The organism is Paenibacillus sp. FSL L8-0638, assembly GCF_038593075.1.
Taxonomy (GTDB): Bacteria; Bacillota; Bacilli; order Paenibacillales; family Paenibacillaceae; genus Paenibacillus; species Paenibacillus polymyxa_D.
Map to the genome: position 1 here is coordinate 4520904 of NZ_CP151960.1, position 20495 is coordinate 4541398.

General features: G+C 46.8%; 17 protein-coding genes. All 17 read right to left on the reverse strand.

What is annotated here, in order from left to right; genetic code table 11:
• Positions 1-98: 98 nt before the first annotated feature.
• Complete coding sequence (locus tag MKY35_RS20020) at positions 99-1013, reverse strand: RluA family pseudouridine synthase (protein WP_342444643.1); 915 nt, start codon at positions 1011-1013, stop codon at positions 99-101.
• The gene (gene hemL, locus MKY35_RS20025) at positions 1010-2314 is read right to left on the reverse strand and encodes a glutamate-1-semialdehyde 2,1-aminomutase (protein ID WP_342444644.1); all 1305 of its coding nucleotides are present in this window, start codon (positions 2312-2314) and stop codon (positions 1010-1012) included. The genes MKY35_RS20020 and hemL overlap by 4 nt, the downstream gene beginning before the upstream one ends.
• A 30-nt stretch (positions 2315-2344) precedes the next feature.
• On the reverse strand, positions 2345-3343 hold the full coding sequence (gene hemB / locus MKY35_RS20030; protein ID WP_342444645.1) for a porphobilinogen synthase: 999 nt from the start codon (positions 3341-3343) through the stop codon (positions 2345-2347).
• 48 nt (positions 3344-3391) lie between these two features.
• Positions 3392-4948, reverse strand: a complete 1557-nt coding sequence (cobA, locus tag MKY35_RS20035; protein WP_342444646.1) for a uroporphyrinogen-III C-methyltransferase — start codon at positions 4946-4948, stop codon at positions 3392-3394.
• 4 nt (positions 4949-4952) lie between these two features.
• Complete coding sequence (hemC, locus tag MKY35_RS20040; protein ID WP_342444647.1) at positions 4953-5879, reverse strand: hydroxymethylbilane synthase; 927 nt, start codon at positions 5877-5879, stop codon at positions 4953-4955.
• A 1-nt stretch (position 5880) separates the two neighbouring features.
• Positions 5881-6528 (reverse strand): NAD(P)-dependent oxidoreductase, encoded by a 648-nt coding sequence (locus tag MKY35_RS20045; RefSeq protein WP_342446675.1) that lies wholly within the window; start codon positions 6526-6528, stop codon positions 5881-5883.
• 8 nt (positions 6529-6536) lie between these two features.
• Positions 6537-7364 carry a cytochrome c biogenesis protein CcsA gene (gene ccsA / locus MKY35_RS20050; protein WP_029518408.1) on the reverse strand — a complete coding sequence of 276 codons (828 nt, stop codon included), beginning with the start codon at positions 7362-7364 and terminating at the stop codon, positions 6537-6539.
• A 16-nt stretch (positions 7365-7380) separates the two neighbouring features.
• Entirely contained in the window at positions 7381-8775 is a 1395-nt protein-coding gene (hemA, locus tag MKY35_RS20055; RefSeq protein ID WP_029518407.1) for a glutamyl-tRNA reductase, read from the reverse strand.
• A gap of 246 nt (positions 8776-9021) precedes the next feature.
• Complete coding sequence (gene speD / locus MKY35_RS20060; RefSeq protein WP_025365654.1) at positions 9022-9420, reverse strand: adenosylmethionine decarboxylase; 399 nt, start codon at positions 9418-9420, stop codon at positions 9022-9024.
• A gap of 268 nt (positions 9421-9688) precedes the next feature.
• A complete protein-coding gene (locus MKY35_RS20065) occupies positions 9689-10276 on the reverse strand; it encodes a hypothetical protein (RefSeq protein ID WP_029518406.1) in 588 nt (195 codons plus the stop codon).
• Between the two features lie 287 nt (positions 10277-10563).
• Positions 10564-11175 carry a ribosome biogenesis GTP-binding protein YihA/YsxC gene (yihA, locus tag MKY35_RS20070; protein WP_029518405.1) on the reverse strand — a complete coding sequence of 204 codons (612 nt, stop codon included), beginning with the start codon at positions 11173-11175 and terminating at the stop codon, positions 10564-10566.
• 18 nt (positions 11176-11193) lie between these two features.
• Positions 11194-13530 (reverse strand): endopeptidase La, encoded by a 2337-nt coding sequence (gene lon, locus MKY35_RS20075; RefSeq protein WP_342444648.1) that lies wholly within the window; start codon positions 13528-13530, stop codon positions 11194-11196.
• Positions 13531-13640: 110 nt separating this feature from the next.
• Positions 13641-15368, reverse strand: coding sequence for an ATP-dependent protease LonB (gene lonB / locus MKY35_RS20080; RefSeq protein ID WP_342444649.1), 1728 nt, complete (start codon positions 15366-15368; stop codon positions 13641-13643).
• A 219-nt stretch (positions 15369-15587) separates the two neighbouring features.
• Entirely contained in the window at positions 15588-16706 is a 1119-nt protein-coding gene (gene ispG, locus MKY35_RS20085) for a flavodoxin-dependent (E)-4-hydroxy-3-methylbut-2-enyl-diphosphate synthase (protein WP_342444650.1), read from the reverse strand.
• A gap of 110 nt (positions 16707-16816) precedes the next feature.
• A complete protein-coding gene (gene clpX / locus MKY35_RS20090) occupies positions 16817-18073 on the reverse strand; it encodes an ATP-dependent protease ATP-binding subunit ClpX (RefSeq protein ID WP_013311623.1) in 1257 nt (418 codons plus the stop codon).
• A 12-nt stretch (positions 18074-18085) separates the two neighbouring features.
• Complete coding sequence (clpP, locus tag MKY35_RS20095; RefSeq protein WP_016324659.1) at positions 18086-18676, reverse strand: ATP-dependent Clp endopeptidase proteolytic subunit ClpP; 591 nt, start codon at positions 18674-18676, stop codon at positions 18086-18088.
• Positions 18677-19087: 411 nt separating this feature from the next.
• A complete protein-coding gene (gene tig, locus MKY35_RS20100; RefSeq protein ID WP_028541569.1) occupies positions 19088-20401 on the reverse strand; it encodes a trigger factor in 1314 nt (437 codons plus the stop codon).
• Positions 20402-20495 lie beyond the last annotated feature (94 nt).

A 20495-nucleotide genomic window follows, 5' to 3' on the forward strand; every position in this document is an offset into this window, starting at 1 on the left:
GCACATCCTCTGACTTCTGGTCAGGCGCACGGAAACTCCATATTGCAAACCGTTTCTAGGTTCAAGTATATGCGCCAAAATAGAAGGCATGCCATCTTTTATAGCTGTTTGTGCAGCTTTTGAAAATCATCCGGCCAAGCATCCTCAACAGTAATCGTTTCGCCACTCAGCGGATGACAGAAGGTAAGACGCTCTCCGTGTAGCGCCTGCCTGCCAAAATCAGTAGCACGCCCCCCGTATAATACATCCCCAAGCAACGGGTAGCCAGCATGACTAAGATGTACGCGAATCTGGTGCGTCCGTCCTGTCTCCAGCGTCAGATATACGAGACTCACTGCACTTGAACCGCTTCCCCATACTTCCCCGAGTTCAATATGGGTAACCGCCTTCTGCCCAGTCGGAGATACACGACGGCGCTGCTTATGATGCCTGTCCTTGCCAATCGGCCAATCCAACGTTCGCAGCGATGGAGGTACTTTCCCTCGTACCAAAGCTACATACCGGCGGTCGATATCCTTAGCTCTCATTTGCTCGTCCAGCTTGAGCAACGCAAACTCATTTTTGGCATATAGCACTGGGCCCGTCGTATCCACATCCAGACGATGTACATGCCGTACCACCGCATGAATGCCATTCATCTCATAGTAGGATGCGACAGCATGATCCAACGTCAGCGGACCATCCTGCACACCACCGTCCGGATGTACTGCCATACCTGCTGGTTTATGTACTACCAGACAAAAATCATCTTCATACAGTACCTTCAAATCATACCAGCGAGGGGTGATGCCAAGGTTCATTACAGGAAAAAGGGCCAGCCGCAGCCGGTCCCCTGTAAGTTCAATCTCTTTATCATGGCGCAGTCTGCGCCACAGCTTTTCCGGTAATTCCAAACGATTCAGCAACCACTGATCTACAGCATCAGCGCTGTTTTTTTCCCCGTCTGTGATTTCCCGTCCTGGCGTGACTTCCAGCCAGGGTCCTCTTCTTTTCCAGCCACCTTGCCAGCTCATAGACGTTTGAGCGCGCGATAGTTCGCCTCAATGGTGGCATCAATATCCTCTACCGTATGCACGCCCGATACAAACATACCCTCAAATTGAGATGGTGCTACACTGACTCCCTCATTCACCATTTCAGTAAAGTAACGACGGAAGTGGTCCTGATTACTCGTTTTAGCTGTATCAAAATTGACAACCTTTTCTTCTGTAAAAAATGGACAAACCATGGAACCCACGCGATTGATCGTGACAGGGATACCTAGCTCGTTCGCATTACGTTCGAATCCGGCTTGAAGTCGTGCTGCCCGCTCTTCCAAGCGATCGTATACTTCTGGCGTCAGCAATTTAAGTGTCGAATAACCTGCTGCCATAGCCAGCGGATTTCCGCTAAGCGTACCCGCTTGATAAATGGGCCCCGATGGAGCAATCTGCTCCAGAATATCGCGACGTCCGCCGTAAGCACCTACAGGGAGTCCACCACCAATCACTTTACCCAAACAGGTAAGATCCGGTGTCACACCAAAGCGACCTTGAGCCGAATGAAGTCCAACCCGGAATCCAGTCATCACTTCATCAAAAATCAGCAGACTTCCGTACTGCTGGGTTACCTCACGCAAACCTTCCAAAAATCCAGGCTGTGGCGGTACAACTCCCATATTGCCTGCTACTGGCTCGACAATAATTGCGGCAATCTCTTCGCCAAATTTCTCAAAAGCTAGCTTCACCGAAGCTAAATCATTATAAGGGACAGTGATTGTATGGGTGGCCACAACTTCAGGCACACCGGGACTATCGGGCAAGCCTAATGTGGCAACACCAGAGCCTGCTTTAATCAGCAAGCTGTCCGCATGACCGTGATATGATCCCTCAAATTTAAGAATTTTACTACGGCTCGTAAATCCGCGTGCGAGTCGAATCGCACTCATAGTCGCCTCAGTTCCGGAGTTAACCATACGTACAATGTCCATAGAAGGAACACGCTCACATACGAGCTTGGCCATTTCGGTTTCTGCCAACGTTGGTGCGCCGAAGCTGGTTCCTTTTACAACAGCAGCCTGTAAAGCTTTAACCACTTCGGGATGTGCATGGCCCATAATAAGCGGTCCCCATGAACATACATAGTCTAAATAGGATTGACCATCAATATCATATACGCGCGATCCTTCGCCATGGTCGATATACACAGGTGTAATCCCAACAGATTTAAAAGCCCGTACCGGGCTGTTTACGCCACCCGGAATGTATTGTTTTGCCTCATCAAAGGCTACTTTGGAGTTCGTATCCCTGCGCACTGTTCGTTGTTCGTCGATCATTCTGACCACTCCTATCTTCTGAAAATAGACTTATTGCTTCAACCATCTTGCCGCATCCTTGGCCGAATAGGTAATAATCATATCTGCACCCGCACGCTTCATACTTGTCAAAATCTCTAGCACCATTGCTTTTTCATCAATCCAGCCTTGAAGTGCCGCTGCCTTGACCATGGCATATTCACCACTAACGTTGTAAGCCACCATAGGCAGATCAAATTGATCCTTAATCGTGCGCATTACGTCAAGATAAGAAAGGGAAGGCTTCACCATCAGCATATCTGCCCCCTCCAGCACATCAGATTCTGCTTCTCGCAATGCTTCACGTGCATTAGCAGGATCCATCTGATAGGATTTGCGGTCACCAAACTGCGGCGCAGAATCTGCGGCCTCCCGGAAAGGACCGTAAAAAGCAGACGCATATTTGACGGAATACGACATAATTGGAATATGTGAAAAGCCTTCTAGATCCAACCCCTGCCGAATCGCCTGTACAAAACCGTCCATCATATTAGATGGCGCGATAATATCTGCACCAGCTCTGGCCTGAGATACAGCTGTACGTACCAGCACCTCCAGAGATTCATCATTCAATACCTCACCGCATACCTCACCATCATGCTCATGCATGTGCACCATACCGCAGTGTCCATGGTCCGTAAACTCACACAAACAAGTGTCAGCCACAACCAGCAGTTCGGGATAACGCGACTTGATCAGACGAGTAGCTTCCTGAACAATACCATCGTCCACAAAAGCCGAAGTCCCTACGCTGTCTTTGGTTTCTGGGATGCCAAATAGGAGCACAGCGGGAATGCCGAGCTCACTAATCTCTTTCAGTTCTTCCTCCAGCCGATCCAGAGAAAAACGGTATACACCTGGCATAGAGATAATTTCCTGTTTCACCCCAGTGCCAAATGTTACGTAGATCGGTTGGATAAAATCAGCGGGATTCAATACGGTCTCACGCACCATACTGCGGATTGCAGCCGACTGGCGCAAACGGCGATGTCTGGTAAAAGGAACACTCATGATTACAAACCTCCATATTTTATACATTCATTAGTAAAAACAAAAAAATTATAATGTCATAACAGTACTTGAACGTTTCCACTCACACAACGATTGGATCAGACTTTCAATGGTCGCCTTCTCTGACATAAAACTTACAGTCAAGCCGGCTTGGGTAGCTGTCTCACCGGTCAAAGGACCTATCACAGCAATCGTAACTCCCTCCAGCAGCGACACTGGATCATGGATCCCCATTTGTCTGAGGGCTTCTAAGAAAAAGGTTACAGTTGAGGAACTGGTAAACGTAATCGCATGAATGGCACGCTCCTCAAGCAGCTTGAGAAGTTCATCATCCTGTGTGTTGGCTGCTAGCACCGTTTGATACAAATCAGCCTCGGTCACATGAAGTCCCATCTCCCTCAGCTTTTCTGGCAGCCACGGCCGAGCTAGATCACCTCTTGGGAGAAATACGTTCTGCCCTGCCTGCAAATCCTGCTCCAATCCTTCGAGCAAGCCTTCTGCCTGAAAAGGGCCCTCGATCTGTTCTGCCACAATTCCGTGTGTCCGAAGCGCGGCTGCTGTAGCCGGTCCGACTGCGGCAATACGCGCTTTGAACAGCATACGTACGTCCTTGCCCTGTTCCTTTAAGTGCGTGAAAAAGTATTCCACTCCATTAACGCTGGTAAAAAACACCCAATCATATTCTGGCAGTCGCGCAAATGCCTCTTTAATTTCCTGTTTGGTTGGCTCGTCCGAAGGGGCGACCGTCTGAATAACTGGAAATTCATAAGGCTCGCCACCAAGCTCCTCTATCCGATGGACCAGACTGCTGGCCTGCGCACGCGCGCGAGTAACCAAAATTCGCTTGCCAAACAAAGGCATGTCCTCAGCCCATTTTAACTGTTCACGTTGATTGACCACTTCTCCGACAACGATGACGGCGGGAGGCTGAAAATTCGCAGCCTTCACCTTAGCTTCAATATCCGCAAGCGTACCCACCAGCGTATCCTGCTCGGCGCGGGTTCCCCAGCGGATCAAGGCAACAGGAGTATTTGATGGCTTGCCGTGTTTTATCAGCTGTTCACTGATATAGCCAATCTTTGCTACACCCATCATAAAGATCAGTGTGCCCGTTGCGTTCGTCACTTTATCCCAATGAATACTTTTGTCGAGTTTATCCGGACTTTCATGACCTGTAATGATAGATAGCGATGAGGCCATATCCCGGTGTGTGACTGGAATACCCGCATAGGCGGGCACACTGATTGCTGATGTGATGCCGGGTATAATTTCATAGGAAATACCATGTTTACGCAGTAGCCCGGCTTCCTCGCCGACTCGTCCAAATATAGTGGGGTCTCCCCCTTTAAGACGAACAACTGTTTTTCCTTCCAAGGCCAAATCCACCAACAGCTGATTAATTTCCTCTTGCTTCATGGTGTGACGATCTGGCAACTTGCCAACATATATTTTTTGGGCCCCTGGCTTCATCAATCCCAAGAGGCGCGGGCTTGCCAGTCTGTCGTACACAATGACATCGCCCAATTGAATGCATTCCCAACCCTTGACCGTAATTAATCTTGCGTCTCCGGGTCCTGCACCTACCAAATATACTTTTCCTGCCATGCTATCATCCCCTCACCTGCGCCAGAATCTGTTCTGCTCCTTTGGCTATCAAACTGGCCGCCACCGCTTCTCCCAGCTTTTGCGGATCATTTCCCTGGAGCGTTTCCTTCAAAATAACCTCGCCATCTGGCGAGCCTACCATGCCCGTGAGGCTGATTTCTTGACCAGCCCAGACGGCATGAGCCCCGATCGGCACTTGGCAACCCCCATTTAACACGCCCAGAAAGGTACGTTCTGCCGCAACGGTAGCCGAGGTATCCCGGTCGTTGTAAAGGCGCAGCAAGGCCAAGAGTTCTTCATCGCTCGCACGACATTCAATACCCAGCGCTCCCTGCCCAACCGCCGGCAAACAGTCTGCTTCCGGTATATAGGACGTAATTCGATCTTTCCAGCCCATCCGGTGCAAGCCTGCTGCCGCCAAAATGATAGCGTCAAAACCTTCCGTCTCCAGCTTTTTCAGACGGGAATCAATATTACCACGCACAGGCTCCAATTGTAGATCAGGTCGCATGGACTTGATTTGACTGGCTCTACGCAGGCTGCTCGTGCCCACCTTTGCCCCTTGAGGCAAATCCTCCAGGCTCTCGGCGCCCAATGTGATCAGGCAATCACGTGGATCCTCACGACGCGGTACAGCGCCGTTGACAAGCCCTTCCGGCAATTCGGAAGGCATATCCTTCATACTATGTACTGCCATATCAATCTCACCAGCCAGCATGGCCTGTTCAATCTCTTTGACAAAAAGCCCTTTGCCACCCACTTTGGACAAGGTTACATCCAATATTCGATCACCCTTGGTCAGGATTTTCTTTACGACAAATTGCAAATCCATTCCATGCTCCGCGCATAGCGCGTTCAAATCTTCAATGACATGCCCGGTCTGAGTTAACGCCAGCGCACTCTGTCTGCTGCCTACCACAATTGTTCGCATGTTATTCCTCCTGATTTTGCGCAATCCACAGGTCTATTTCTTGTTCGGTCCAAGCCATAAATTCATGACGGCGTATTTGATCCAAAATTCCGCTACTCGCCAAGCGCCTCAGTAGTTTGGTCCTTTGCTGTGGGGAACTTATCTTACGTTTGATGATCTGTCGCATATCGTGCATGAAATCCAGATAAGGCTCATATTCGCTACCGAACAACGTATCCAAGGCTGATGTAATATCAGCGGTCACAGCGGGGCCTGCCCCTTCTGTAGAAATACTAATCGTCAGTCTCCCTCGTCGGATGATGCCCGGCGTTATAAAATCTCCCTCTTCCGAGCGATCCGCCACATTTACCAGTATACCCCTTTGTCTGGCCTCATGCGCAACCTTATTATTCACTTCTCTCTGGTTCGTAGCGGCATATACAAGAAAGGCTCCCTGGAGGTCACCCTCGCGATATACGCGATTTACCCAGTGGAGCTGCTTGTGATCGGCCAGAACCTGTAAATCCGACGTTATATTCGGGCTAATGACGGTAATGAACGCCCCACTTTCCATCATCCCCTTTACCTTTCGTTCCGCAATCCTACCGCCACCTACAATACAACAGATCTTATTCTTACAATTCAACGAAATCGGGACAAAATGCTGCAAATGGCTTTTCACTCTCCCGTCCACTGATGAAATACAGACCAGGAATTCAGCAAAAAATTAAGAATCAATAGCGTGTAGCCCACCAATGCCCACTTTGCCATCACAAGCCCTGAACGCTGATTCAATCTTTTGCTCACTAAAAATATAATATACACACACAAGGCAATCGCTGTCATCAGCACCTTGGTATCTAGCAAGAGAAGCCAGCGTTCCTCAGCAATAATAGAAATAACGGCAACTACAATAGAGACTCCCAGCAAAGGAGTACCAATCAACAGCGCCATATGCGTATACCGATCCATCATTTCCAGACTCGGCAGGCGTCTGATCGTGTCATTCCATTTCTTTACTTTCAATTTACGATGCAAAAACAGATATAACCCCGAAAATACAGCCGCTACCGTCATCGCTACAAAACCAAGATTAGCCAGCGCAATATGAATCAGGAGCAGCCCATGCACGGTATGCCAATTTCCAAGCGGGTTGTCGAGAGGCTCCATCCATATATTGTTGAGCACCAGCACTGCAAAACTAATAATATTAAGCAGCAATACCGCAAATTCGGAACGCTGATAACGTGTCAAAATCAAAGAAATCAGCACTAAAATAACTGAGAACAGAAATAGAAAATCGTAGGTCACGAAAATAGGAAGGTGCCCTTCATTCCAGGTTCTTATCCCCATATAAGCAAGCTGGAGCACCAGAACGACAACAAGAAGCCCTGTACCTGTCCGTTTAGCATTCGCATTGCGACGAATCCCATCCGAGAATACAAACAGAAGGCTCAGGGCAAAAACATAAATCATTGAATCATATATAAGCATGCCTGAAGCCACGTCTGTTCACCCACTTTTACAGGCTGGCCGGCGCAAACGACGCTGGCAAAGCCTGAGCTTGAACGGTTTTCTCATGAACACCGGCTTCCGGTTTTATTAACGCAGATGCATCGCTTTTATCTACTTTCTGAGCGGCGTCATCCAAACGATCCTCCAGAGCAAAAATGTGGCTAAACATGTCCAGGGCCTCATTTCCCTGTTTTTGGACAGCCAGTTCCTTTACCCGATTGATCGGATCATGCATCATCTGGTTCAGCATACTCTTCGTCAAACGGCTAATCACTTTGCGTTGCCGTTCATCCAGCTCGGGAAGCTTATTGAACAAGCTTTCCAACGTATCCTGGTGTACAGACTCCGCTTTTTCCTGTAATGCACGAATCACCGGACGCACTCCCATCGTTTTCAACCATTGATAAAACTCGCTAAGCTCATCTTCGATCATATGCTCGATTTTTGTAGCTTCGGTACGGCGCATTTCCAAATTGCTCTCCACGATCCCTTCCAGATCATCAATATCGTACAGGAAAACATTCTGTAATTCACCAATAGCCGGGTCGAGATCACGCGGAACCGCAATATCAATCATAAACAAAGGACGGGACTGTCGACGTTTCATACTTGCTTCAACCCGAGTCCGATCCAGAATATACCCTTGGGCACCTGTCGAGCTAATAACAATATCCACGTCCGCCAACCGATTCATGCCTTCCTCCATCGTAACCGGCGTTCCATGGAACTTGGAGGCAAGGTCTTCCGCACGGGACAAGGTTCGGTTGGCTACAATAACCTCGGCTGCTCCGCCGCTGTACAAATGCTTAACGGTAAGCTCGCTCATTTTACCAGCACCGAGAATCAGTACCTTTTTATCGGTAAACATCCCGAAAATCCGTTTGCCCAGCTCAACTGCTGCATAGCTGACAGATACGGCACTTTCTCCAATAGATGTCTCTGAATGGGCACGCTTGCCCAATGTGACGGCCTGCTTAAACAACATATTAAACCACGTTGCCGTAATTTTCTGGGATTGAGCCTGAAGAAAAGCGTTCTTTACCTGTCCCAAAATTTGTGTTTCTCCGATTACCATAGAATCAAGACCACAAGTCACACGGAACAAATGCCGAATCGCCTGCTCGTCCTCATATATATATAAGTGTTGTGTAAATTGATCACGCGGAATGCCAAACCATTGCTCCATAAAACTGCGTATAAAATAGCCGCACATGTGAAGGCGGTCCACTACAACATATATTTCAGTCCGATTGCAGGTTGCGACAACTACGCCCTCCAACACACTTTTGGTAAGTTTGAGTTGCTCCAGCGCTTTTGGCAAATCTTGTTCTGCAAATGTAAAACGCTCTCTGACTTCCACAGGCGCCGTACGATAATTCAACCCAACAACGACGATGTGCATTGCAAATTCACCTGCCTAAACTGTAATAAGAATAACCACTGTTATCATAAACTATGTTAATTATATCACAGAAGTCCGAATCTCCTCCGGCTGTTTTATGAATTGTTTATGAAAATTGAATAGCTTTCATGAAACCAGCACGTTCTGTATGATTTGATTTAGTGTAGACCACTTTTAAAACAAATAACCATGGAAATGTTCCATGGTTATAATATAGGACGCACAAATGGCTCCATAAAAAACGATTTACACTAACTCAGCCAGCTTGCACTCTGGTGATTCCACCTGAAGTTCTCCCAAGCCGCGAATCAGCTTTTTCGCATATGTTTTTTTCGGTTTTAGAACGGATACCAGGTAATCAATAGCCAGCTGCGGATCGACAGTCTCACCGCAAGTATAACAATCAATAGCGGCAAACCCTCTCTCAGGATACGTATGAATAGAGAGATGACTCTCCGACAACAGTACAAGCACGGTAGCTCCCTGTGGTTCGAACTGCTTGGATTGAACGGACATCACCGTTGCTCCGCAAGCTTCAGCTGCTTCAACTAATTGAGCCTCCAAAAACTGCGCATCATTCAGTAATTCAAACTCAACACCCCAAGTATCTACGGCAACGTGTCTTCCGAAAGTTGAGTACTCCAATTCCATCTTTCGGTTCCCCCTTCCTAGGAATAAAATGTTTGGAAAAATTTCATCCGCTAGGACCTACGTCATTCACTTCCCGAGGGAATAACCTCTCGCAACATTCAATGTCCTGAGTGAATCCTGGTTCCTATATTTCATTTTCAACGAGATTAAAAATAACATCTATGTGCAGCAAATGCAATCATTTTTTCGGAATAAAAAAGCCTATTTCGGTAAAGAAAGGGACTACACGGCATAACGATTCATTCCATATATTCATGCCTTATTAAGCTTCCAGTGCAAATAATTTTGAGCAACTCATTCGAAGCTTGTGGTCAATCTGTTCCAACTCCGAGAAAGTACGCGCCAAATTCCGCTGGTCAAGCAACGAATTAATGAGATGATATACGTCAGATATTTCATTTTCGACGTTCTGATGCTGAAAAAGCTGTTGCAATTCCTGCACCGTATTTTTATATTCGAATACCAGCCTGGAGCCTCCGGCATTCTTCTCCATAATTTTACGAACCGTACCTTCATTATAAAAATACACCATAGTGAATCCTTGATACATTCGGTAAACGATGCCTTCGCCCTTAAAACGAACAAAAAGTTTGCGTATAAACAGGGTTAGTTGCGGATGAATTAAGCGACAAGTCAATTCACACACAAACGCTCCCTCTTTGGCTTCAAAAAACAAATGAACTTCCTCACCCGCACTATGCTCCAGAACGATTTCCTGTCTTCCGTTATCTAGAACTTTAATATAGTAATGCACCTGGGGATCATCCACTGCCCGCAAAAATTCGTCCATTTGGGTTTCCGACAAGGTCAAAGTGGTTTTAACATACTCTGTGGCTAACCGCTGAGCCATACCCATCTCCTCAATTCTCTCCTGAACCTATAAGTTTAAGCTTTAAATTTATTATACATCAGACCTAAAACGCTTTTCTTGCACATCAAATTATAAATTCCCGCCATACATCGGAAATAAACGGAAAATGATGGGGTTGAGACTGCATTATCCCCCATATACTCACTTTTCGGCTTAAAATCCACGAGTTCTTTTTGTTATTATATATTATTCCCACCTATTTAGTAAGTTTATTTTCTTGAAGCCCGAACCATGAAAAAAGGACGTCCTCAAGGACGTCCCTAACCTTACAATTCCGTCTGCTCTTCTTCGTCATTCTCTATATAGCTGGAGATGACAGACCACAGCTCTTCCTTGCCCATACCTTCTTCGGATGAAAAGGGGATAAACAATCCCCCGGGAAGTATTCCGAGTTCCTGCTTGATTACCTTGTAATGCTTTTCTCGCCGCGTTTTAGGGATTTTATCTGCCTTCGTGCCTACAACACATACGGGAAGCCCGTTATGACGCAGCCAATCATACATCATGATATCGTCCTTGGACGGCGGATGGCGCAAATCTACCATTTGAAGCACCAGTTTGAGTGGCTCACGCTCCAGCAAATAAGACTCAATCATCTGCCCCCAAGCCTTGCGGGACGTTTTGGATACTTTGGCGTAACCGTAACCGGGAAAATCGACAAAATAGAGATCATCATTAATCCGGTAATAATTGAGTTGCTGGGTTTTACCTGGCGTAGAACTGGTACGCGCCAAATTTTTACGGTTAATCAACCGATTAATCAATGAAGACTTTCCTACATTGGAGCGCCCCGCCAGAGCAATCTCTGGCAAAGCGTCCACAGGAAACTGATCGGGACCAACCGCACTTATTATAAATTCTGCTTTTGTTACTTTCATTGTGTCCTTAATTCCTCTCTAATGTACCCTTGCCTGCTCAACCAAAGCATGCTTTAGCACCTGATCCATATGGGCAACGGGGACAAATTCAACATCCTGCCGGATACTGTCGGGGATATCCTTCAAATCCCGTTCATTATCTTTGGGAAGCAGAATTTTTTTGTAGCCTGCCCGGTGGGCAGCCAGCGACTTCTCTTTTAAACCACCAATCGGCAATACACGGCCGCGCAGAGTAATTTCGCCCGTCATAGCCACATCCTTGGATACATGACGGTTGGTCAAAGCTGAAATTAACGCGGTAGCAATAGTAATTCCCGCAGATGGACCATCCTTCGGAATCGCACCCTCAGGAATATGAATGTGGATATCATTTTTCTCATAAAAGTCCAGTTCAATGCCCAGATCAACTGCTTTGGAACGGGTGTAGCTGAATGCCGCCTGTGCAGATTCCTTCATAACGTCTCCCAGTTTACCCGTAAGAATCAGTTTACCGCTACCAGGTACGACCGTCACTTCAATCATCAGTGTTTCACCACCGACCTCTGTCCATGCCAAGCCTGTAACCGTACCGATCTGATCCTCCAGTTCTGCAACACCGTAACGGAATTTAGCGATACCCAGATAATCCTTCAGATTATCCGGTGTGATTTGAATTGGTCCTTCGCCACCAGATACAACGGACTTCGCCGCCTTGCGGCACAGAGAAGCCATTTGCTGCTCAAGATTCCGCACACCGGATTCACGCGTATATTCGCGAATGACACGCAGTAGCGTATCCTCCCCGATAACCAGTTGTTCCTCGTCCAAGCCATGCTCTCTCTTCTGCTTGGGCAATAGGTACCGATTGGCAATTTCCAGCTTCTCCAGTTCGGTGTAGCCAGGAATATAGAGTGTCTCCATGCGGTCCATTAGCGGACGCGGGATGTTGTGTGCAGCATTGGCTGTCGTTACAAACATCACATTGGACAGGTCAAACGGCAGCTCAACAAAATGGTCACTGAACGTATTGTTTTGTTCAGGATCAAGCACTTCGAGCAATGCCGCCGATGGATCTCCTCGAAAATCGGAAGCCATTTTATCAATCTCATCCAGCAAAAATACTGGATTAGACGTTCCTGCGGTCTTCATCCCCTGAATGATCCGCCCCGGCATCGCACCAACATAAGTCCGACGGTGACCACGGATTTCCGCTTCATCCCGCACACCTCCGAGAGAGATGCGGACAAATTCCCGACCCATGGATTTGGCAATCGAACGGGCCAACGAGGTCTTGCCGACCCCTGGCGGACCCACGAGACACAGAATCGGTCCCTTAATGGTCTTCACCAGCTTGCGTACAGCCAAATACTCCAATACACGCTCCTTGGGTTTATCCAATCCGTAGTGGTCGTTATTAAGTACCTCTTCAGCTTTGACGATATCCAGATCATCATCGGTAAACTTGTTCCATGGCAAGCTTAACAACCAATCCACATAATTACGGATGACGCCACCCTCGGCAGAGCTTGCCGGCATTTTTTCCAGACGATCGATTTCCTTTTCGACCTTCTCCTTCACCGTAACAGGCAACTCCAGTTCACTTAGCTGGTTGCGCAGTTCTTCAACTTCTCCCGCGCGACCTTCCTTCTCGCCAAGTTCCTTCTGAATTGCCTTCATTTGTTCACGCAGATAATACTCCTTCTGCGTCTTTTCCATCTGCTTCTTCACACGCTGGTTGATTTTACGTTCCAGCTCCAGTACTTCACGCTCATTGTTCAAAATATCCAGAAGCTTCTCCAGACGCTGAGTAACGTCGATCGTCTCCAGTATATCCTGCTTTTCCTTAATTTTGAGCGTCAAATGACTTGTGATTACGTCTGCTAGCCGTCCCGGCTCCTCAATATCCGATACCGCAGCGAGAGTCTCCGGTGTTACCTTTTTGGACAAGTTGATATAATGCTCGAACTGAGTTAATACAGTGCGCATTAGCGCATCCGTCTCAGGCTGTACGTTTTCTGCCTCGTGCAGCTCCTTCGCCATTACCTCGTAATATTCTTCATTGTCCGTATATTGAATAATCTCGGCCCGTTCCAGCCCTTCCACCAATACTCGAATGGTTCCATTAGGAAGTTTGAGCATCTGGCGTACCTTGGCTACCGTGCCGACTCGAAAGATGTCCTCTTGTGTAGGTTCTTCAATATTTACTTCTGATTGAGAACACAGGAGAATCAAATTGTCTTCAACCATCGCTTTTTCCAAAGCCTTGACCGATTTTTCCCGGCCCACATCGAGATGCAGAACCATACTCGGGTAGACCAGAAGCCCTCTTAAAGGCAGCAAAGGAAAACGACGACCTTTTGTCTTGGTGGGTCCCATCGCTTTCGCACCTCCAGTGATTCTCAGGTTCCGGATTTTACAATCCTCAAGTTGTTATCTTTCATATTTTATCAAATGTTTTATGAAAAAACCAATGAAAGGGTGGTTCATCAGCAAGATCCTGTATCTGATATCGTCCCGTTATGCGTTCCATCAGCCTGTAACAAGGAAGATTGGGATGGGCGAAAAGTCTCAATTGGCGCATGTACAGGCGAATCCGACGTTATCTCTTCCCCGAACACATGTCGGAACACTTCGGTAACCGACTGTACGGGAATCACTTTTAAACCCTCAATGCTGTCAAAAAGAGCTTGCCAGTTGTCCTGCGGAATGATCACTTTTTTGGCTCCTGCCTGAAAAGCGGCTTCAACCTTGGCTAATACACCACCAATCGGTTTGACACGACCATGGATGCTAATTTCGCCAGTCATTGCAATTTCATGATCCACCGGAATTCCCCGCATCGCGGAAGCAATGGCTGTTGCCATCGCAATTCCTGCGGACGGGCCATCTACCGGCGTACCCCCAGGGAAATTGATATGCAAATCGTAATTCGACGGAGACAATCCGAGCGTACGCAAAACGGTTAGAACATTTTCTACAGAACCTTTAGCCATGCTCTTACGGCGCAGTGTACGGGACCCGCCTCCGATTTCTTCCTCATCCACAACCCCCGTAATATTATAGCTGCCCTTTCCCTCAGGAACCGGAACTGCTGTAACTTCAATTTCAAGCAGCATCCCCATGTTCGGGCCATATACAGCTAATCCGTTAACGAATCCGATTTGCGGCAAGCCTGGTATTTTTCGGTCAGGACGCGGTTGAATTTGACTACTGCCCGCTACCCATTCGACGTCGGAAGCATTGAGACATTCCCTTTTCTCGGTAAGTGCCAAACCAGCAGCCAGCTGGATCATATTGACCGCCTCCCGACCGTTCGTTGCGTAACGCTGTACAACTTCTACCGCCTCAGGACAAGGGCAAAAGCCTAGCTTGTGGACAGCATCCTCTGCAATACGAGCAATCTCCTGTGGCTGCAAGGCACGGAAATAAATCTCCATGCACCGGGAGCGAATCGCAGGTGGCAGTTCATGCGGCGAACGGGTCGTCGCACCCACCAAACGAAAATCGGCTGGCAAACCGTTTTGGAAAATATCGTGGATATAAGCAGGAGTATTCGAATCTTCCGAGTTGTAATACGCACTCTCCAAAAATACCTTGCGATCCTCCAGTACTTTCAAGAGTTTATTCATCTGCGTTGGATGCAGCTCACCAATCTCATCAATGAACAGCATCCCCCCATGCGCCTTCGTCACAGCTCCGGGTTTAGGTTGTGGGATACCCGCTACCCCCATCGCTCCTGCCCCTTGATAGATTGGATCATGCACTGAACCTATCAGCGGGTCCGCAATACCGCGCTCATCAAAGCGGGCCGTCGTAGCATCAATCTCCGTGAATTTGGCATCTCCCTTGAACGGAGAGGACAGATTCTTCTTAGCCTCTTCCAGCACCACGCGTGCAGCAGCTGTCTTCCCTACACCCGGCGGGCCATAAATAATGACATGCTGCGGATTCGCACTACATAACGCAGCCTTGAGCGCGCGCAGTCCATCCTTCTGACCCACGATATCCTGTAATGTGGCAGGACGTGTGCGTTCAGCCAACGGCTTGGTAAGTGAAATAGAACGCAATTTGCGTAGCTTATCCAATTCCTTGCGGGATTCCCGATCCACCGCACTACGGTTCGTTTTCTGGCTCCGCAGGAGGTTCCAGAAATACAGACCAATAACAATCCCGAAAAACATTTGCACCAATAACAAAATCATAGTCAAGTCCATCGTATTTCCTCCGTTTCTCATCTCAGCAATTTTAAAAATGCCGCTCTATGAAAAACAGTATTTCCTTTTCCGCGATAGCTAAACGGCGGTCTTTCAAAAGATCAGAGAGAAATACAAAAACACCGCGAAGAACAGTTCTGTAGCAGAGCTGCTCTCCACGGCATTTTAAATGATGACAATAGATTATGACTATGCCTCTTTATAATAACTGCTTTTTGCCTACACCTTCTCGGCGGTATGACGTTCTTCACGTCCAGGTATTTTCCCTGTTTCCTCATATGCTTTGACGATGATATCAATTTCTTTTTTCAATTCATCGACCATATCAGCCTCAGGTACTTTGCGAATCATTTTTCCATAACGGAACAAAAGGCCTTCACCGCGCGCTCCGGCAATTCCAATATCAGCTTCCTTCGCTTCACCCGGGCCATTTACTGCACAACCCAGTACTGATACTTTAATCGGTACCTTGAGTTTTGCAATGTATTCCTCCACCTCGTTGGCAATAGAGAACAGATCTATATCCAGACGTCCGCAAGTCGGACAAGAAATCAGTGTAGCTGCGTTTGTGATCAATCCAAACGTTTTGAGCAACTCACGTGCTACCTTTACTTCTTCCACTGGATCAGCACTGAGCGAAATACGCATTGTCGAGCCGATGCCTGATGCTAGCAAAGCGCCCATACCTGCCGCGCTTTTAACTGTACCCGTAAAGAGTGTACCCGCTTCGGTAATACCCAGATGGAGCGGATACTTAATAATTTCAGCGGCCTTCGTATAAGCAGCAATCGCCATAGGAACATCAGACGCCTTCAGTGACACGATAATGTCATGGAAATCAAGTTCTTCCAGTATCCCGATATGATACAGCGCACTTTCTACCATCGCTTCTGGCGTAGGGTAGCCATACTTATCAAGTAAATGCTGTTCCAATGACCCGGCATTCACGCCAATTCGAATCGGAATCCCTTTTTCCTTACATGCCTTCACGACAGCTTCTACTTTTTCACGTCGTCCTATGTTACCTGGATTAATGCGAACTTTATCAATCCCATTTTCAATTGCCAGTAGAGCCAGCTTGTGATTAAAGTGAATATCTGCAACTAGCGGAATATGAATCCGTTTTTTAATTTCCTTAATGGCTGCGGCAGCTTCCTCATTGTTGACGGTAACCCGCACCAGTTGACATCCGGCTTCTTCCAAGCGAAGAATCTCGGCTACAGTTGCTTCCACATCTGCTGTTTTAGTTGTACACATGCTTTGGATGATGACTTCATTGCTGCCGCCAATCGTCAGATTCCCGACTTTAACGGGACGTGTGTCTTGTCTTAAGAACATGTACTTTTCTCTCCCATTAACGCCAAACCTCCACCCCTTAAAACCTCATACAGGTTTAGTGAAGTGGAGATCCGGCTTCTCATGTTTTAGAGATCGCGAAGTATCAATCCTTAGGCGCTCTCTTCTTGTTTTTTATCCTTATCTGTACCACCGAGTTCCGGTGCGATTTTGTCTTTTACAACCTGCTCATTGATGACGCAAGTAGTCACATCCTCACGGGAAGGAACCTCATACATTACGTCCAGCATAATACCTTCGATGATCGCACGAAGGCCACGGGCACCCGTGTTACGCTTGATCGCTTCACGAGCAATGGCTTCCAGAGCATCTTGCTTAAACTCCAGTTGCACATTATCCAGCTCAAGCAGCTTCTGGTATTGCTTGGTTAACGCATTTTTCGGTTCGGACAGAATACGAACCAATGTGTTCTCATCAAGCGGCTCCAGCGTAGAAATTACTGGCAAGCGTCCTACAAATTCCGGGATCAGACCGAATTTCAAAAGATCCTCAGGCAATACCATTGAAGTATATTCGCCTGGTTTCAGGTCTTTTTGTTCGCTGGTAGCGTTGAAGCCGATAACCTTTTTACCGATACGGCGTTTGATCATTTGCTCCAGACCATCAAAGGCACCACCGCAAATGAACAGGATATTCGTGGTGTCAATTTGAATAAACTCTTGATGTGGATGCTTGCGACCGCCTTGAGGTGGTACAGAAGCAACCGTGCCTTCCAAAATTTTAAGCAACGCCTGCTGTACACCTTCACCCGAAACGTCACGCGTAATGGACGGGTTTTCGGATTTGCGGGCTACTTTATCAATTTCGTCAATGTAGATAATGCCGCGTTCGGCTTTTTCTACATCATAATCGGCAGCTTGAATCAGTTTCAGCAAAATATTTTCAACGTCTTCACCCACATAACCTGCTTCCGTAAGGGAAGTGGCATCTGCGATAGCAAAAGGAACGTTCAAAATTTTAGCCATGGTTTGCGCAAGCAACGTTTTACCCGAACCTGTAGGTCCAAGCATCAAGATGTTACTTTTTTGCAGTTCCACATCATCAATTTTGTTTTGAGTATTAATTCGTTTGTAGTGATTATATACCGCTACAGACAACGATTTTTTCGCTTGATCCTGACCAATAACATATTGGTCCAGAATGTCACGGATTTGCATTGGTTTCGGAATGTCTTTCAGATCTACTTCTTCTTCATGACCCAATTCCTCTTCTACAATCTCCGTACACAACTCAATGCATTCGTCACATATATATACGCCCGGTCCAGCAACAAGCTTGCGAACCTGATCCTGAGATTTACCGCAGAAAGAACATTTCAATTGTCCTTTTTCATCATTAAATTTAAACATAGAGCCACCCCTTTACAGATTAATCGGTTTAGACAACACCTGGTCAATGATACCGTATGCTTTTGCCTCTTCCGCTTCCATGAAGAAATCCCGGTCAGTATCACGTTCGATTTTTTCGAGGGGCTGACCTGTACGCTCTACATAGATTTGATTCAGCTTAGCACGTGTTTTGATAATCCAGTCCGCATGAATCAGCATATCGGAGGCTTGCCCCTGAATGCCACCAAGTGGCTGATGAATCATGACTTCACTGTTGGTAAGCGCGTATCTCTTGCCTGGCGCACCCGCTGTGAGCAGCAACGAACCCATACTTGCAGCCATGCCTACACAGATCGTCGATACGTCCGGTTTAATGAATTGCATTGTATCATATATACCCATGCCCGCAGTTACAGAACCGCCTGGCGAGTTAATGTACAAATTAATATCCTTCTCTGGATCTTCCGCAGAAAGGAACAATAGCTGTGCAATGACGAGATTGGCGACATCGTCATCAATCGGGCCACTTAGGAAAATAATACGATCCTTAAGCAACCGCGAGTAAATATCGTAAGATCGTTCTCCTCGATTCGTTTGTTCCACAACCATAGGGACGAGACTCATCACGACCAACCTCTTTTCTTTATTAAAATGAACACCTGTATTCATCCGCTTCCTTATGTCCCATTAAAACGGAAGCAGCAAGCATGAAACGTGAACACCTTACAAAATATTTTAACATGTTCAGAGTCTCGTGTCATATTTGCATGCGCTCATATATGCAGTGCGGGCTATTTACAGTACACCCTGCCGAGACCTTCTCATATTTAACCATGTTTCGTATGTATGTGCAAATATACGGTAGTGACTTATGTAAAACAAGAAAACACGACTCACAGCACTTTCCATAAACGACTAAAATTTGGGTTATCAAAGGTAAAAATAAGGCACGTAACTTTCACTACGTGCCTTATCCCTATCTAATTACTACGTTGCAGCTTGTTACAGCATACTCCGTATATTTTATCGTCTGAATTACTCAGCAGCTTCAACTGGCGCTTCTACTTCTTTGCTGTTTTCCACCAACAAAGCAATGGTTTTGCGCAGTGAAATTTCTTCTTTCAGGTTAGCGAACGAGCCGTTACCTTCCAGAATGCTACGGATTTCTTCAACTGAACGTTTGTAAGCTTCAGCCATGTTTTTCAGTTCTTCATCAATTTCCGCTTCGGAAACTTCGATGTTTTCTGCTTTAGCCACTTGCTCCAGCACGAGGTTGTTACGTACGCGCTTCTCAGCATCAGCTTTCATTTGCTCTTCCAGGTCTTCCTTGCTTTGACCAGAGAATCCAAGGAACATTTCAAGGTTCATACCTTGGCTACGCAAACGGTTGTCGAAATCGCGAACCATGTTTTGCACTTCGCTCTTCACCATTGCTTCAGGAATGTCGATTGTTGCATTCTCAGCAACTTTCTCCACTACAGCACCCTCGCGGGCTGCTTTAGCTTCGTTTTCCTTACGATCCAACAATTGCTTTTTCAAGTCTTCCTTGAATTCAGCCAGTGTGTCAAATTCGCTTACATCTTTAGCGAATTCATCGTCCAGTTCAGGAAGAACTTTGCGTTTCAGTTCGTGAACTTTCACTTTGAATACCGCTTGTTTGCCAGCGAGGTCAGCAGAATGGTAGTTCTCAGGGAACGTTACTTCAACGTCCTTGGAATCGCCAGTGTGCAAACCAACCACTTGCTCTTCAAAACCAGGGATGAATGTGTTAGATCCCAGTTCCAAAGAATACTTCTCAGCTTGTCCGCCTTCGAATGGTACACCGTCCACGGAACCGTCGAAGTCAATAATAGCTGTATCACCGGATTGAGCAGCATCTTCATCAACGACAACCAGTTCAGCATGACGTTGTTGCAGGCGCTCCAGTTCTTGAGCCAGTTCTTCGTCGCTTACTTCGAGTTTGCTTACAGGCACTTCTACGCCTTTGTAATCGCCCAAAGTCACTTCAGGTTTAACAGTAACCTTTGCTTTGAACTTGAAAGATTCGCCTTTAGCAAATTGATCAATTTCAACGTCAGGGCTGTCAACCGGGAAGATGTCCGTTTGCTCTACAGCTTGGCTGTAAGCTTCTGGCAACAGGATGTCAATTGCATCTTGGTACAGACTTTCAATACCATAGCGTTTTTCAAAGATAGGACGTGGTACTTTACCTTTACGGAATCCTGGTACACTTACTTGTTTTGCCACTTTATTAAAAGCTTTGTCGAGTGCAGCGGCTACACGATCCGCGTCAACCTCAACTTCAAGAACCCCAAGGTTCTTCTCTATTTTCTCCCAAGTTGCTTTCATTTTATGCTTTCCCCTCCAACAAAATCTTCACTTAGTTTTCATTACAATCAACGCACACAAAATAACCACTATAGTATATCTAACATTACTGTCT

What these genes read in the sequence shown, in the direction of transcription:
- hemA (WP_029518407.1), bottom strand. Translation starts at nt 8,775, where the DNA reads ATGCACATCGTCGTTGTTGGGTTGAATTATCGTACGGCGCCTGTGGAA.
- lon (WP_342444648.1), bottom strand. Translation starts at nt 13,530, where the DNA reads ATGGGACCCACCAAGACAAAAGGTCGTCGTTTTCCTTTGCTGCCTTTA.
- cobA (WP_342444646.1), bottom strand. Translation starts at nt 4,948, where the DNA reads ATGGCAGGAAAAGTATATTTGGTAGGTGCAGGACCCGGAGACGCAAGA.
- tig (WP_028541569.1), bottom strand. Translation starts at nt 20,401, where the DNA reads ATGAAAGCAACTTGGGAGAAAATAGAGAAGAACCTTGGGGTTCTTGAA.
- hemL (WP_342444644.1), bottom strand. Translation starts at nt 2,314, where the DNA reads ATGATCGACGAACAACGAACAGTGCGCAGGGATACGAACTCCAAAGTA.
- hemC (WP_342444647.1), bottom strand. Translation starts at nt 5,879, where the DNA reads ATGCGAACAATTGTGGTAGGCAGCAGACAGAGTGCGCTGGCGTTAACT.
- yihA (WP_029518405.1), bottom strand. Translation starts at nt 11,175, where the DNA reads ATGAAAGTAACAAAAGCAGAATTTATAATAAGTGCGGTTGGTCCCGAT.
- clpP (WP_016324659.1), bottom strand. Translation starts at nt 18,676, where the DNA reads ATGAGTCTCGTCCCTATGGTTGTGGAACAAACGAATCGAGGAGAACGA.
- MKY35_RS20065 (WP_029518406.1), bottom strand. Translation starts at nt 10,276, where the DNA reads ATGGCTCAGCGGTTAGCCACAGAGTATGTTAAAACCACTTTGACCTTG.
- ispG (WP_342444650.1), bottom strand. Translation starts at nt 16,706, where the DNA reads ATGTTCTTAAGACAAGACACACGTCCCGTTAAAGTCGGGAATCTGACG.
- lonB (WP_342444649.1), bottom strand. Translation starts at nt 15,368, where the DNA reads ATGGACTTGACTATGATTTTGTTATTGGTGCAAATGTTTTTCGGGATT.
- clpX (WP_013311623.1), bottom strand. Translation starts at nt 18,073, where the DNA reads ATGTTTAAATTTAATGATGAAAAAGGACAATTGAAATGTTCTTTCTGC.
- hemB (WP_342444645.1), bottom strand. Translation starts at nt 3,343, where the DNA reads ATGAGTGTTCCTTTTACCAGACATCGCCGTTTGCGCCAGTCGGCTGCA.
- MKY35_RS20020 (WP_342444643.1), bottom strand. Translation starts at nt 1,013, where the DNA reads ATGAGCTGGCAAGGTGGCTGGAAAAGAAGAGGACCCTGGCTGGAAGTC.